At 72.4% G+C, this 14,165-nt stretch carries 11 protein-coding genes; 9 read left to right on the forward strand and 2 right to left on the reverse strand.

Annotation, left to right across the window (positions count from 1 at the left end):
• Positions 1-159 precede the first annotated feature (159 nt).
• The 7 genes from E6C76_RS18480 to E6C76_RS18510 all read left to right on the forward strand — a co-directional run bounded on the left by E6C76_RS18480 (position 160) and on the right by E6C76_RS18510 (position 8,227).
• Positions 160-1,758, forward strand: a complete 1,599-nt coding sequence (locus E6C76_RS18480; RefSeq protein ID WP_136349731.1) for an FAD-binding dehydrogenase — start codon at positions 160-162, stop codon at positions 1,756-1,758.
• A gap of 14 nt (positions 1,759-1,772) precedes the next feature.
• Positions 1,773-3,506: a thiamine pyrophosphate-binding protein gene (locus tag E6C76_RS18485; protein ID WP_136349732.1), complete on the forward strand. Its 1,734-nt coding sequence runs from the start codon at positions 1,773-1,775 to the stop codon at positions 3,504-3,506.
• A 122-nt stretch (positions 3,507-3,628) separates the two neighbouring features.
• Positions 3,629-4,303 carry a Crp/Fnr family transcriptional regulator gene (locus E6C76_RS18490; protein ID WP_136349733.1) on the forward strand — a complete coding sequence of 225 codons (675 nt, stop codon included), beginning with the start codon at positions 3,629-3,631 and terminating at the stop codon, positions 4,301-4,303.
• Positions 4,304-4,310: 7 nt separating this feature from the next.
• On the forward strand, positions 4,311-5,771 hold the full coding sequence (locus E6C76_RS18495; RefSeq protein WP_136349734.1) for an aldehyde dehydrogenase family protein: 1,461 nt from the start codon (positions 4,311-4,313) through the stop codon (positions 5,769-5,771).
• Between the two features lie 133 nt (positions 5,772-5,904).
• Positions 5,905-6,462, forward strand: a complete 558-nt coding sequence (locus E6C76_RS18500; RefSeq protein WP_168734380.1) for a YfiR family protein — start codon at positions 5,905-5,907, stop codon at positions 6,460-6,462.
• Positions 6,459-7,715 (forward strand): sensor domain-containing diguanylate cyclase, encoded by a 1,257-nt coding sequence (locus E6C76_RS18505; RefSeq protein ID WP_136349736.1) that lies wholly within the window; start codon positions 6,459-6,461, stop codon positions 7,713-7,715. The genes E6C76_RS18500 and E6C76_RS18505 overlap by 4 nt, the downstream gene beginning before the upstream one ends.
• Entirely contained in the window at positions 7,712-8,227 is a 516-nt protein-coding gene (locus E6C76_RS18510) for an OmpA family protein (protein WP_136349737.1), read from the forward strand. The genes E6C76_RS18505 and E6C76_RS18510 overlap by 4 nt, the downstream gene beginning before the upstream one ends.
• On the opposite strand, the gene E6C76_RS18515 is transcribed toward E6C76_RS18510, so the two are convergent.
• Positions 8,211-10,796 (reverse strand): PEP/pyruvate-binding domain-containing protein, encoded by a 2,586-nt coding sequence (locus E6C76_RS18515; RefSeq protein ID WP_136349738.1) that lies wholly within the window; start codon positions 10,794-10,796, stop codon positions 8,211-8,213. The genes E6C76_RS18510 and E6C76_RS18515 overlap by 17 nt on opposite strands.
• A gap of 126 nt (positions 10,797-10,922) precedes the next feature.
• Here E6C76_RS18515 and E6C76_RS18520 point away from each other — a divergent pair, with 126 nt between their 5' ends.
• Complete coding sequence (locus E6C76_RS18520; protein WP_136349739.1) at positions 10,923-11,384, forward strand: c-type cytochrome; 462 nt, start codon at positions 10,923-10,925, stop codon at positions 11,382-11,384.
• Here E6C76_RS18520 and chrA read toward each other — a convergent pair.
• The gene (gene chrA / locus E6C76_RS18525; RefSeq protein ID WP_136349740.1) at positions 11,374-12,570 is read right to left on the reverse strand and encodes a chromate efflux transporter; all 1,197 of its coding nucleotides are present in this window, start codon (positions 12,568-12,570) and stop codon (positions 11,374-11,376) included. The two genes, E6C76_RS18520 and chrA, sit on opposite strands and share 11 nt — an antisense overlap.
• 105 nt (positions 12,571-12,675) lie before the next feature.
• On the opposite strand from chrA, the gene E6C76_RS18530 reads away from it, so the two are divergent.
• Positions 12,676-14,124, forward strand: coding sequence for an aldehyde dehydrogenase family protein (locus E6C76_RS18530; protein ID WP_136349741.1), 1,449 nt, complete (start codon positions 12,676-12,678; stop codon positions 14,122-14,124).
• Positions 14,125-14,165: the final 41 nt, after the last annotated feature.

A 14,165-nucleotide genomic window follows, 5' to 3' on the forward strand; every position in this document is an offset into this window, starting at 1 on the left:
TCCACGGAATATCCCGGGGCCGAAACTCCCCTCTCCCCTCGCGGGAGAGGGGCTGGGGGAGAGGGGCGCCCCGCAGGGGCGATGCCTTGTGTCGGATAGGCGACAGACACCCTCGCCCCACCCCGTTATCGTCCTCCGCAAAAGCACGGAGGAGACACCGTGGAACACACCGACATCCTCATCGTCGGCGGCGGCATCGCCGGTATCTGCGCGGCCATCGAGGCGCTCGCCGCCGGCCGCCGCGTGCTGCTCGTCGACCGCGACCGCGCCGAGAACCTCGGCGGGCTGGCGCGCGAGAGCTTCGGCGGCATGTTTCTCGTCGACACGCCCGAACAACGCCGCCAGGGCCTGCACGACAGCCCGGTCCTTGCCCTGGAAGACTGGCAGGCCTTCGCCCAGTTCGGCGCCGACGAGCACTGGCCGCGCGCCTGGGCCGAAGCCTACGTGCACCGCTGCACCGCCGAGGTGGGCGGCTGGCTGCGCGCCGCCGGCGTGCGCTACTTTCCCGTGCCCAACTGGGTGGAGCGCGGCCTGGATACTCAGGGCAACAGCGTGCCGCGCTTCCACATGGTGTGGGGCACCGGGCAGGCGCTCACCGACCGGCTCATCGCCCGCCTGCGCGCCGTGGCCGCCGGCCGCCTCGACCTGCGCTTCGGCCTGCGCGTGGAGCGCCTGCTGAGCCGAGACGGGCGCATCTGCGGGGTGGCCGGCGTGCGCGAGGACGACAGCGAAGCCTTCGAACTGCACGCCGGCGCGGTCATCGTCGCCAGCGGCGGCATCAACGGCGACCTCGACCGCGTGCGCCGCCACTGGCATGCGGACTGGGGCGAGCCGCCGGCCACCCTGCTGAACGGCTCGCACCGCTACGCCGACGGCCGCCTGCACGACGCCGTGGGCGCGCTCGGCGGCGCCGTGACCCACCTCGACCGCATGTGGAACTACGCCGCCGGCGTGCACCACCCGTGCCCGCGCAAGCCCCGGCACGGCCTCTCCCTGGTGCCGCCGCGCTCCGCACTGTGGCTGGACGCCCGCGGCGCACGCATCGGCCCGCGCCCGCTGGTCACCGGCTTCGACACCCGCGACCTGGTCACCCAGGTCTGCCGGGGGCGGCCGGCGCATTCCTGGCAGTTGATGAACCGGCGCATCGCGCTGAAGGAACTGGCCGTCTCCGGCGCCGAATTCAACCCGTCGATCCGCGAGCGCCGCCCGCTCGCCTTCCTGCGCGACCTGCTGTTCGGCAACCGCTGGCTGTACGAACAGATGGTCGGCCCGTGCCTCGACTTCGTCACTGCGGACACCCTGCCCGAACTGGTCGCGCGCATGAACGCGCTCAACGGCGACGACGCCGTCGACCCGACCGCCGTGCGCGCCGCCGCCGAAGCCTACGACGCGGCCATCGACCGCGGCCCGCCCTACGCCGACGAACAGCTCCAGCGCATCGAACTGCTGCGGCGCTGGAAGGGCGACCGCATCCGCACCTGCAGATTCCAGAAGATCCTCGACCCGCGCGCCGGCCCGCTGATCGCCGTGCGCGAATTCATCATCAGCCGCAAGAGCCTGGGCGGCATCCAGACCGATCTCGACTGCCGCGTGCTCGACCTCGGCGGCCGGCCGATTCCCGGCCTCTACGCCGCCGGCGAGGCGGCCGGTTTCGGCGGCGGCGGCATGCACGGCCTGCGCGCGCTGGAAGGCACCTTCCTCGGCGGCTGCGTGCTCGGCGGGCGCATCGCCGGGCAACAGGCCGCACGCGACACCTGAACAGGAGACCCCCCATGAAGAAGACCGGCGCCTGGCTGGCCGTACACGCCCTGGAACGGCTCGGCATCCGCTACACCTTCGGCATTCCCGGCGTGCACAACACCGAGCTGTACGACGAACTCAACAACTCCGCGCACATCACCCCCGTGCTGGTCACCCACGAGGGCGGCGGCGCCTTCATGGCCGACGCGGTGAGCCGCTGCGGCGACCACACCGGCACGCTGGTGATCGTGCCCGCGGCCGGCGCCACGCATGCCGCCAGCGGCATCGGCGAAGCCTTTCTCGACGGCATTCCCATGCTGGTGCTGTGCGGCGGCATCCGTACCGATCTGGACAAACGCTACCAGCTTCACGAGATCGACCAGCACGCCTTCCTCAAGCCGCTCACCAAGGCCACCTTCAGGATCGAGCGGCACGCCGACATCGTGCCCACGCTGTACGAGGCCCACCGCATCGCCAACGCGGACGAGCCGGGGCCGGTGTTCGTGGAAATCCCGGTGAACCTGCAACTCTTTCCCGGCGAGGTGGACGCCCTGCCCGAACCGCCCGCGCCCGCCGCGCCGCCACTGCCCGATGCGGAACAGATCCGCCGCGCCGCCGACCTGCTGCTCGGCGCGCGCAGCCCCGGCCTGTTCGTCGGCTGGGGCGCGCGCCACGCCGAGGCGGAAACGCGCGCCATCGCCGAATGGCTGCAGGCTCCGGTGGCCACCACCCTGCAGGGGCTGGCCGCCTTCCATGCCGACCATCCGCTGCATGCCGGCTTCGGCTTCGGTCCCGCCGCCGTGCCCGCCGCGCGCAAAGCCTTTGCCGGCTGCGACGCCCTGCTCGCCGTGGGCACGCGCTTCGGCGAGATCGCCACCGGCAGCTTCGGCGTGGAAGTGCCCGAGGCGCTGATCCACGCGGACATCAACCCCGCCGTGTTCGACGCCAACTACCCCGCCGCCGTGCGCCTGCCCGGCGACGCCCGCGCGGTACTCGGCGCGCTGCTCGCCGAACTGCGCGCACGCGGCGCCGCGCGTCCGCACAACCAGGCCCTGCACGCGCAACTGCAGCGCGACAAGGCCGCCTATGCGGACGAATGGCTGCGCCACGACAGCGCCGGGCGGGTCAACCCGGCGCGCTTCTTCGCCGCCCTGCGCGCGACCGTGGCGGACGACGCCATCACCGTGGTCGACGACGGCAACCACACCTATCTCACCGCCGAACTGTTCCCCCTGCGCGGGCGCGGCCAGGCCATCCTGCCCACCGACTTCAACGCCATGGGCTACGCCGTGCCGGCGGCCATCGGCGCGCGCCTCGCCAACCCGGCGCAGGAAGTGTTCGCCATCGTCGGCGACGGCGCCTTCATGATGACCTGCATGGAACTGGCCACCGCCAGCCGGCTGGGCCTCGGCCTGGTGTGCTACGTGTTCCACGACGGCGAACTGTCGCAGATCGCCCAGGCGCAGGAGATTCCGTACAAGCGCAAGCCGTGCACCGCGCTGGGCGCGCTCGACTGCGAAGGCGTGGCGCGCGCCACCGGCGCGGCCTTCGTCGCCATCGCCAACGACGCGGAAGTGGAAACCGGCATCGCCGCCGCGCGCGCCAAGGCCGCCCGGGGCCGGCCGGTGGTGGTGGACGTGGCCATCGACTACAGCAAGCGCACCGCCTTCACCCAGGGCGCGGTGCGCACCAATTTCCGCCGCTTCCCGCTTGCCCAGCGCCTGCGCATGGTCGCCCGCGCGGTGGGCCGGCGCATCACCGGATGAGCCTCATCGCCACACCTCTGCCCCACGGCCGGCGCCTCGCGCCGTGGCCGCGTGCGCCGCAGCATGAACCGCGGCGCGCCTTCCGTCATACTCTGCGCATCACGGCAACCGCGGAGACCGCCATGGCCGAATCCGACGCCTGGCACGCACGTGTGGCCGGCGGGCGCTGGTTCTCGCGCATCTCGCCCGAGCTGCAAGGCTTCCTGCTCGGCGCCGCGCGCACGCGCCGGCTGGCCGCCGGCCAACGCCTGTTCGCGCGCGGCGACCCCGCCGACGGCCTGTACTGCGTGGTCGATGGCGCGCTGCGCGTCAGCGGCATCGCCGAATCCGGCAAGGAGGCGCTGCTGGTCTACCTGGAACCGCCCAACTGGTTCGGCGAGATCGCCCTGTTCGACGGCGGCCCGCGCACCCATGACGCCTGGGCGGTGGACGCCTGCACGCTGCTGCACGTGCCGCGTGCGGCCCTGCAGGGGCTGCTCGACGAACACCCGCGCCACTGGCGCGAACTGGCCCTGCTGCTCGCCGACAAGCTGCGCCTGACCTTCGTCGCCCTGGAAGCCCTGGCGCTGATGCCCGCGCCGCAGCGCGTCCGCCAGCGCCTGGCGATGATCGCCGACGGCTACGGCGAAGGCCGGCCCGGCACGCTGATCCGCATCCCGCAGGAAGAACTTGCGCAGATGGTGGCGCTGTCCCGCCAGACCACCAACCAGATCCTCAAGGAACTGGCCGCGCAGGGCGCCGTGCGCCTGCACCGGGGCGGCATCGAAGTGCTCGACCCGGCCGCGCTGCGCGCCTGAACGCCCCATGTCGCCCGATCTTTCCGCCCCGAACACCCGCGCAATCGAACGCGCGCGCATGCGCGAAGTGTTCGAGCGCCAGCAGGCCACCGCGCTGCGCTGGCGCACCGCCAGCGCCGCCGAGCGCGGTGCGCGCATCCGTACCCTGCTCGACGCGCTGCTCGCGCGGCGCACGGAATTCCACGAAGCTTTCCGCCTCGACTTCCGCAAACCGGAAGCCGAGGTCGAACTCAGCGAATTCCTCCCGGTGGTCGAGGAAGCCCGCCTGGCGCTGCGCAATCTGCACCGCTGGATGCGCCCGCGCGCGGTGCGCCCCACCCTGGCAATGCTGGGCACGCGCGCCTGGGTGCAGTGGCAGCCGCGCGGCCGCGCGCTGATCATCGCGCCGTGGAACTACCCGCTGAGCCTGTGCGCCGGCCCGCTGATCTCCGCGCTGGCCGCCGGCGATCCGGTGATCCTCAAGCCCTCGGAAATGACCCCGCACGTGGCGGCCGTGCTCGCGCGGGTGATCGGGGAAAGCTTCCCGCCGGAGGAAGTGGCGCTTTTCGAAGGCGCCGAGGACACCGCGCGCGCGCTGCTGGAACTGCCCTTCGAGCACATCTTCTTCACCGGTTCGCCCGCGGTCGGCAAACAGGTCATGGCCGCCGCCGCCGAACATCTGGCCAGCGTCACACTGGAACTGGGCGGCAAATCGCCGGCCATCGTCACGCCCGGCGCCGACCTCGCCAACGCCGCCGAAACGCTGATGTGGGGCAAGTTCCTCAACGCCGGGCAGACCTGCATCGCCCCGGACCACGTGTATGTGCATGCCGGCATCCGCGACGATTTCGTCGCGCGCTGCCGGGCCGTGCTCGACGCGCGCTACGGTGCGGACGCCGAAGCCCGGCGCGCCAATGCGGACTTCGCCCGCATCGTCAACGCGCGCCACGCGCAGCGCCTCGTCGGCCTGCTCGACGACGCCGTGCAGCGCGGCGCGCGCGTGCTGCACGGTGGCGAAACGGACGTGGCGGCCTGCTACGTCGCCCCGACGCTGCTCGACCACATCCCGGCGGACGCGCGCATCCAGCACGAGGAAATCTTCGGCCCGCTGCTGCCCGTCCTGCCCTACGAATCGCTCGACGAGGTCGCCGCCGAACTCGACGCTCGCCCCAAGCCGCTCGCCCTCTATCTGTGGAGCACGCAGCGCGCGGAAATCGACGCCTTCCTGGCGCGCACCACCTCCGGCGGCGCCTGCATCAACCACTGCGTGAGCCATTTCGCCCACGGCAACCTGCCCTTCGGCGGGGTGAACCACTCCGGCCTGGGCAAGGCCCACGGCCGCCACGGCTTCGAAACCTTCTCCCACGAACGCGCCGTGCTGCGCGCGCCAGCCTGGGCGCCCGCGCGCCTGTTCCAGCCACCCTACGCCGCGCATCGGCTCCGCCTGATCCGCTGCGTGGTCGATGCGCTGCGCTGGCTGAGCCGCTGAAATCTCATTCGCGCCAAGGGGTTAAATTCTGTCCCGCGCCCTACCCATGCCGATAGGATTCGGGCATGCTGCGGGCAGCGTGAGACGGCATCGCCCATTTGCGTTCCGTCCCCCACCCGACTCCCATCCGCCGATGAACCAGTCCGCCCGCCAGCGTCTTCTCTCCCTGCTCGCCATCCTGGCCCTGCTCGGCGCGCCGCGCCCCGCGAACGCGGACGACGCCCCGGCACAGGTTCAGGAGCCCGAAGCCGCGCGCGTGGTGCTCGGCATCCTGGGCTACTCGCGCTGGCCCGCCACGCTGGATGCCTACCGCCTGTGCATCGCCGGCCGTGCGGACGAACTCGCCGCCCTGCACGCGCATCCGGCCACGGTGGCGCAGCGCCCGGTACACGTCCACGACATCTCGCTCGACGACCCGCAACTGGCCTCGGCCTGCGACGCGCTGTATCTGGGCGCCGGCATCCCGCCCGCCCAGCGCCTCCAGGTACTCGGCGCGCTCGGCGACCTGCCGGTGCTGACCATCAATACGGCCGACGGGGAATGCAGCGAGGGCAGCATGTTCTGCCTGCGCCCGGGCGACGCGCACAGCGGCGCCACCCTGCTGCTCAACCTGGACGCCATCGCGCGCAGCGGCATCCGCGTCAATCCGCGCGTGCTGCAGATCACCCGCCGCGAGTCCGCCACGCCATGACCCGGCCACGCACGCCCACCGGCCTCGCCAACCTGCTGCAGCGCGCACACCTGCGCGTGACGCTGCTCGCCATTGCGCTGGTCGGCGTGTCGCTGCTGGTGGTCGCGCTGTTCAGCCTGCGCGCCTACGTTTCCGACAACCTCCAGCTGGCCGCGCGCATGGCGGCCTACAATGTCGAGGCGCCGATGGTGTTCGGCGACCGCGATGCCGCGCGCGAGGCGCTCGCCGTGCTCGGCCACAGCCAGCCGATCGCGGCGATCCACGCGCGCGATACCCGCAATGCCCATTTCGTCAGTTGGGAGGCCCCCACCTCGGCGCTGCGCGCGCTGGAGCAGGCGTTCGCGCGCTTCGCGCTGGGCGGCCCGTCCACCGCGCCGGTGCAGTTTCACGGGCAGCCCCTCGGCACCGTCGAAGTCCATGGCTCCGGGCGCGACCTGCTGTCCTTCATCGGCATCGGCCTGCTGTGCGTACTGCTGTGCGTGGCACTCAGCGGACTGGCCGCGCTGCGCATGTCGCGACGGGCCAGCCGCAGAATCGCCGCGCCGCTGCAGGAGCTGGCACGGACCATTTCCGCGGCCCGTCAGGCCCGCCAGTTCCATGTGCGCGTGGGCGGCGCGGGCATCACCGAACTGCAGCAGCTCGGCGACGATTTCAACGCCCTGCTCGCCGAACTGGAGCGCTGGCAGGCGCAGCTGCGCCAGGAGAGCGAATCGCTCGAATATCTGGCGCGCCACGATCCGCTCACCGGACTGGCCAACCGCCGCCGCTTCCAGCAGGAACTCGAGGAGCGCCTGCTCGCCGCCAGCCTCGAAAACGGCAGGCTGGCCGTGCTGTTCATCGACGGCGACGACTTCAAGACGATCAACGACGAACTCGGCCACGAGGCCGGCGACGAAGTGCTGCGCGTCACCGCCCACCGCCTGCGCGCGCAGGTGCGCGACAACGACCTGATCGCCCGCCTGGGTGGCGACGAATTCGCCGTGGTGCTCGGTCCGTTCACCGACGGCGAGCAGGCCAGCCGCGTGGCCGGCGACATCCTGTGCGCCATGCGCAACCCCATCGCACTGCCAGGCGGCCGCCTGGTGAATACCACCCTGAGCATCGGCATCGCCCTCTACCCCCGTCACGGGGAAGACGCCGCCAGTCTGGTGCGCGCCGCCGACACGGCCATGTACCGCGTCAAGCAGGGCGGGCGCAACGACTTCCGCGTCGCCGAACCGATCCGCCCGACCCTTGGAGATTCCGTTTCATGATCACCCATCGACCCCGCCTCCACCCGTTCATCGCCCTCGTGGCCGTCTGCCTGGCCGCACTGGCGCTCGCCGGCTGCCAGAGCAATCCCCCCCAGGCATCCGCCGGGCTGAGCACAGAACAGATCGCCGCATTGCGCGCGGAAGGCTTCGAGCCCGGCGACGACGGCATGGAGTTCAGCACCTCCGACCGCCTGCTGTTCGGTTCCGACGAAGCCATGCTGGCGCCGCAGGCGCGCGTGGCGGTCGAGCGCATCGGCCGCCTGCTGGTCCGCCTGGATATTTCCAGCGTGCGCGTGGATGGCCACACCGACGACACCGGCACGCCCGCCCACAACGACCAGCTCTCGCTCCAGCGCGCCGCCAGCGTGGCCGATGCGCTGGCCGATGCCGGCTTTCCGCGCGAGCGCCTGAACGCGCGCGGCCTGGGCAGCAGCATGCCGATCGCCGACAACCAGAGCACCGAAGGCCGTCAGCAGAACCGCCGCGTGGTCATCGTCATCGTTTCGCCGTAGGCGGTCCGCTCGCGGCGGCGCCCACCAGCGTCACACGCTGGTTTTCCGCGTCGGCGTACAGGCTGAGTTCGCCCTCGGCCACGTCGATCACCCGCAGCACCTCCGCCCAGCGCGCTGCCTCCGGCAGCAGCGCCGCCAGCACGTTGGGCCGTGCAAGCAGGGCATCCTCGTCCAGACGGTTGCCGACGCGCTGCGGGAACAGCGCGAAGTACAGCATCTCGGCCTCGATCAGTTCGTTGAGGAAGTGCGTGCCGAGCGACACGTCCGGCACCAGATGCGCGTGCATGGCGGCGATCTCGCCCAGCGCGGCGACGTGGTTGATCTCGTTGAACACCACCGGCAGGCCGAGGAAGGGGTCGCGCGAGCCCCAGCGCCCAGGGCCGAGCAACAGCAGGTCCAGCCCGGCACTGAGCTGGTTGATGCGCCCCACCAGGCGGGTCACCTCCAGGCGCTCGGCGGTGCGCAGCGGGGCGAAGGCCGCCGGCGAGACCAGCACCACGCGGCGCGGGTGGATCACCCGCGAAGGGCCGATCACCGCGCCGGCGGCCTCCAGCACGCGCGGGGCGCCGGCCGGCGGCTCGACGGCCTCGCCGTCCGGGGCACGCGCCTGCAGCGGGCGGCATTGCAGCAGGTTGATGCGGTAGTCGCCGTCCCCGCCCACGTTGAGCGCGAATTCGATTTCCACCGCGTGCACGTAGGCCGCGTGCAGGCAGGCCAGCAGCGCGCGCAGATCGGCGGCGAACGGGGTGCCGCCGAGCAGGCCGTCGAAGGTCAGGAAGGGCGGGCGGTCCGCCTCCTCGCGGGTGGTGAACAGCGCCATCGGAAAATCCGCGCGCCCGGCCACGATGAGCTCGAAGGGCGCGCTGACCAGTTCGCCGCGCTCCAGGTCCAGCGCGTCCATGCGGCGCTGCGCGTGGCGGGCGATCTCGCCGAAGCCAGTTTCCGGGCGCAGCGCGGGCGCGTTGAGCGCCACCAGGCGGGTGTAGTCGTCGTCCGCGCGGTCCACCGCGCGCGTGCCCAGCCCGGCCACCAGGCGCACCACCCCGGCATGGCGGTCGATGGCCGGATTCCACGGATACGGATTCATCGACAGGCCCACGCCGGCGCCGTGCGGATGGAAGTAGCGCCCGCCGGCGGTGCCCGACACGCGCATGATGAGCAGCGCCATCTGTTCTTCCTCGCCGAGCAGCCCGCGGCGCTGGCGGTAGCGCAGCGCGCCTTCCGACAAGGTACTGGCATACACCCGGCGCACCGCGTCCAGCAGTTCGGCCAGGCGCGTCTCGCGCGGGCCCCGGTTGAAGCAGAACACGCTGTCGTACTGGCCGGCGAAGGCGTTGCCGTAGCGGTCTTCCAGGCGCGAGCTGGAGCGCACGATGTACGGCCACTCGCCGAAGTAATCCAGCATGCCCTCGAACTGGCGCAGCGTGGCCGCCGGGAAGGTGCCGGCGAGGATGCGCTCGCGCGCCTCATCCAGCCCTTCGAGGAAATGCGCCGGATCGCGCTGGCGGCGGCGCAGCCACCACACCCGGTTCCACACCAGGAAGGTGTCGAACACCACCGTGCCGACGTAGAACGAATCGTGCGCCTCCAGGCGCGCGTGCAGCGCCGGCGCGTCGCGTCGCAGGATGGCACGCGCGAGCAGCATGCCGAGGGCCTTGCCGCCGATCGAACCGATGCCGATCATGCGTTCGCGCACCGCCAGCAGGTCGTCCAGGGTGAGGTAGGCATCGATCAGCCGGCGCATGCTGGCGTCGTCGGGGAACAGCATGCCGGCCAGCCGGGCGAACCGTTCCGCCTCCGCCGAGGGATCGGCGTGGCCTTGCCGGCGCCGCGCGAGCAGCACGCGCGCGGCGGCGAAATGGCGCTGCCAGTGCCCGCCCGGCATGCGCTCCTCCAGCCCCTGCCAGCCCGAGGCGGCGAGAATCTCCGCCACCGTGCCGCTGTCGGCCACCGGGCGGAAGCGCTCGCCCGGCTCCCAGGCGTGGATCAGGTCCATCGCCGCCGCCGAGCGGTGCTGCACCTTCAGCGGGCGGATGTACACGCGCCCCCGGCAGGCGAACACGTCGAGCAGGAACTGCGTGGTCTCGGCGATCATCGCGCGCGCCTGGCGGGAATGCACGTGGCGCAGCATGGCGAAATAGGTCACCGTGTGCAGGTCGAACAGGCGCGGGCAGGTCAGCCGGAAGAAGTTGCCCATCATGCGGTCCGAGCCCCAGGCCTCGGCCAGATCCGACAGGCAGTCGAACACGTACATGGCCTCCACGCCGGTGGCCTCGATCACGCTGTGCACCTGATCGACGAAGGCATCGAAACCGTCGCCGGGGCGCGGGTGATGGACCTGCGCGCCGTCCTCGTCGAGCAGCGGCGCATGCGCGGCGAAACGGAAATAGATCAGCGTCCGGCCCTGGCGGCGCGCGGCCTCCGCATAGGGGCGCACCAGCGCGCGGTATTCGTCCAGATCCTGGATCTGCCAGACGATGTTGTCGCCGGGCGCCACCCCGCTCAGCACCTCGTCCAGCCCGGGCAGGCCGGTGGTGGGGGAAAAGACCGGGTTGTCGATATCGCTCATGGCGCTACCATACCGGCCCCGCCCTCGCCGCGAAAGGCGGAACTTCCGCGCCCGCGCGCGGACCATATGGGCGCGCGCCGGCGCCACCGGCCGCGCCCCATCCAATCCCAGCCAAGGAATCCCCGCATGCCCCGACCGCGCACGCTCCCGCACCGCCTGCTCCCGCCCGCCCTGCTGGCCACCCTGCTCGCCGCCTGCGGCCCGGTGGAAGACACCCGCCCCGGCCAGCCGGTCAAGCACCGCCAGGAAGCCTTCAAGGAGATCCTGCGCGATTTCGAGCCGATGGGCGTGATGCTGCGCGAAGGGGATTACCGTGCCGAAGCGTTCGCCCCCCATGCGGAACGCCTGCTGGCGCTGAGCGAGCGCCCGTGGGGCTACTTCGGCCCGGACACCGACTACCCGCCGAGCCGCTCGAAGGGCATCGTATGGTCCCGCCCGGACGATTTCGAGCGCGAACGCCAGCGCTTCCTCCTGGCCGTGGAACGGCTTGCCGAAGCTGCCGCCGCGCACGACGAAGCGCGCGCGCGGGAAACCTACCAGGCGGTCTACGACAGCTGCCGCGACTGCCACCGCGAGTTCAGGAAGTAAGCACCCAGCCCGCCAGCGCGCAGGCTCCGACCACCAGCCACGGCGGCACCCTGCCCCACTGCAGGGCCGCCAGCGCCACCAGGGCCACGCAGAAGTCGCGCACGCCGTGTATCGCCCCGCTCCACACCGGGTCGTAGAACGCCGCCAGCAGCAGCCCGACCACCGCCGCATTGACCGCGCGCAGCGCGCCCTGCGCGCGCGGCACGGCGCGCAGGCGCTCCCAGAACGGCAGCACGCCGGCCACCAGCAGGAAGGACGGCAGAAAGATCGCCGCCACGCACAACAGCCCGCCCGGCCAGCCGCCCGCCGGACCGGCGCTGGCCGCACCGAGGAAGGCCGCGAAGGTGAACAACGGCCCCGGCACCGCCTGCGCCGCGCCGTAGCCGGCCAGGAAGGTATCGGCACTCACCCAGCCCGTGCCCACCACCGCCGATTCGAGCAGCGGCAGCACCACGTGCCCGCCGCCGAACACCAGCGCGCCGGCGCGGTAGAACGCATCGAACATGGCCAGCGGCTGCCACGGCAGCCAGAACGCCAGCACCGGCAGACCGGCGAGCAGCGCGAAGAACACGCCCAGCCAGCGCCAGCCCGCCCCACCGCCCTGCAGCGCCGTGCCTGCGTGTGCTGGCCCGGGTGCCCCCGGTGCGCGCAGCGCGCCCAGCGCGCCGGCGATGCAGATCACCCCGACCTGCGCGGGCGCGCCGGGCAGCGTCAGCACCGCGCCCGCCGCAACCAGCGCCAGCGCGGCGCGCGGCCCATCCGGGCACAAGCTGCGCGACATGCCCCAGACGGCCTGCGCCACCACGGCCACCACCGCCAGCTTGAGGCCGTGCAGCACGCCGGCCGGCACCGCACCGGCGTACACCTCCAGCCCGCGTGCGAGCAGGATCAGCGCCAGCGCGGAAGGCAGCGTGAATCCCGCCCAGGCCGCCAGCGCACCGAGGTGGCCCGCCCGCCCCAGGCCCAGCGCCATGCCCACCTGGCTGCTCGCCGGCCCCGGCAGGAACTGGCACAGCGCCACCAGCTCGGCATAGCGCGCCTCGCTCAGCCAGCGCCGGCGGGCGACGAACTCGGCGCGGAAATAGCCCAGATGGGCCACCGGCCCGCCGAACGAGGTCAGCCCCAGGCGCAGGAAGATCAGGAACACGTTCCAGACGGAAGCTTTTTCGGCGGTCGGTGGCGGCATGAACGGAGGGCGTGGGAATACGGACGGCGCAGCGTGGAGCACGCATGTTAAAGCCTGTCCACGCTCCGGCTAGAATCGGCGGACAAGCATACGGAGGAGACGAGCATGACCGAGCACACCCGGCTCTACATCAGCGGCCGCTGGACCGAAGCGTCCACCGCCGAACGCATCGAGGTCATCGACCCGAGCAGCGCCACCCCCTTCGCCAGCGTGCCGGCCGCCGGCGCCGTGGATGCGCGCGCCGCCGTGGCTGCCGCGCGCGCGGCCTTCGACGGCTGGTCGCGCACCCCGCCGGCCGAACGCGGCGCAGCGCTCGCGCGCATCGCCACGGCGCTGGAAGCGCGCGCCGAGGCCCTCACCGACACCATCGCGCGCGAGGTCGGCATGCCGCGCAGGATGGCCGCCCGCGTGCAGGTCGGCGGGCCGCTGCGGCAGTGGCAGCAGTACGCCGCCATGGCCGAAGGTTTCGAATGGGAGCGCCGCGTCGGCCACTCCCTGGTGCTGCGCCAGCCGGCCGGCGTGGTGGGCGCGATCACCCCGTGGAACTTCCCGCTGCACCAGATCACCCTCAAGCTCGCGCCCGCGTTGCTGGCCGGCTGCACGGTGGTGCTCAAGCCCTCCGAAGTGGCCCCGCTCAACGCCTTCCTGCTCGCCGGGGCGATCGACGAGGCCGGCCTGCCGGCGGGCGTGTTCAACCTGGTCAGCGGCTACGGCCCGGAGGTCGGCGAAGCGCTGGCCGGCGATGCGGACGTGGACATGCTCTCCTTCACCGGCTCCACGCGCGCCGGCCGGCGGGTGGCCGAACTGGCCGCCGCCACGGTGAAGAAGGTGGCGCTGGAACTGGGCGGCAAATCCGCCGCCGTGGTGCTCGACGGTGCCGATCTGCCAACGGCGGTGAAGGGCACGGTATCCAGCTGCCTGCTCAACTCCGGGCAGGCCTGCTCCGCGCACACCCGCCTGGTGGTACCGCGCGCCCGCGCCGAGGAAGCCGCCGCGCTGGCCGCCGAGGCCATGGCGCGCCTGCGCCTCGGCCCCGCGCTGGAAGACGGCAGCCAGCTCGGCCCGCTGGTCAGCGCGGCGCAGCGCGAACGCGTGCGTGCGCTCATCCGCCAGGGCATCGCGGAAGGTGCGCGGCTGGTGTGCGGCGGCGCCGAGGCGCCCGCCGGGCTGGAAACCGGCTACTTCGTCGCGCCCACCGTATTGCTGTGTGCCGACCCCGCAGCCACCGTGGCGCGCGAGGAGATCTTCGGCCCGGTGCTGGTGGTGCTGCCGCACGACGGCGAGGAGGACGCCATCCGCATCGCCAACGCCACGCCCTACGGGCTGGCCGGCGCGGTGTGGGCCGCCGACGACGAACACGCGCTGGCCGTGGCGCGGCGCCTGCGCGCCGGCCAGGTGGACCTCAACGGCGCGCCCTTCAACCCGCTCGCCCCGTTCGGCGGCTTCGGCCTGTCCGGCCTGGGGCGCGAGGGCGGCGTGTATGGCCTGGAGGAATTCCTGGAATACCAGGCCGTGCAGCTGCCGCGCCGCGATTCCGCTGCGCGCGCGGGCTGACGCGCGGCAGGAAGGGACGCCGGAAACACGCAGGGGGCCAT

It is taken from the genome of Pseudothauera nasutitermitis (assembly GCF_004801295.1).
GTDB lineage: Bacteria > Pseudomonadota > Gammaproteobacteria > Burkholderiales > Rhodocyclaceae > Pseudothauera > Pseudothauera nasutitermitis.

Coding starts and splice junctions, on each gene's coding strand:
- E6C76_RS18520 (WP_136349739.1), top strand. CDS start 10,923: ATGCCCCGACCGCGCACGCTCCCGCACCGCCTGCTCCCGCCCGCCCTG.
- E6C76_RS18510 (WP_136349737.1), top strand. CDS start 7,712: ATGATCACCCATCGACCCCGCCTCCACCCGTTCATCGCCCTCGTGGCC.
- E6C76_RS18515 (WP_136349738.1), bottom strand. CDS start 10,796: ATGAGCGATATCGACAACCCGGTCTTTTCCCCCACCACCGGCCTGCCC.
- E6C76_RS18530 (WP_136349741.1), top strand. CDS start 12,676: ATGACCGAGCACACCCGGCTCTACATCAGCGGCCGCTGGACCGAAGCG.
- E6C76_RS18500 (WP_168734380.1), top strand. CDS start 5,905: ATGAACCAGTCCGCCCGCCAGCGTCTTCTCTCCCTGCTCGCCATCCTG.
- E6C76_RS18485 (WP_136349732.1), top strand. CDS start 1,773: ATGAAGAAGACCGGCGCCTGGCTGGCCGTACACGCCCTGGAACGGCTC.
- E6C76_RS18495 (WP_136349734.1), top strand. CDS start 4,311: ATGTCGCCCGATCTTTCCGCCCCGAACACCCGCGCAATCGAACGCGCG.
- E6C76_RS18505 (WP_136349736.1), top strand. CDS start 6,459: ATGACCCGGCCACGCACGCCCACCGGCCTCGCCAACCTGCTGCAGCGC.
- chrA (WP_136349740.1), bottom strand. CDS start 12,570: ATGCCGCCACCGACCGCCGAAAAAGCTTCCGTCTGGAACGTGTTCCTG.
- E6C76_RS18490 (WP_136349733.1), top strand. CDS start 3,629: ATGGCCGAATCCGACGCCTGGCACGCACGTGTGGCCGGCGGGCGCTGG.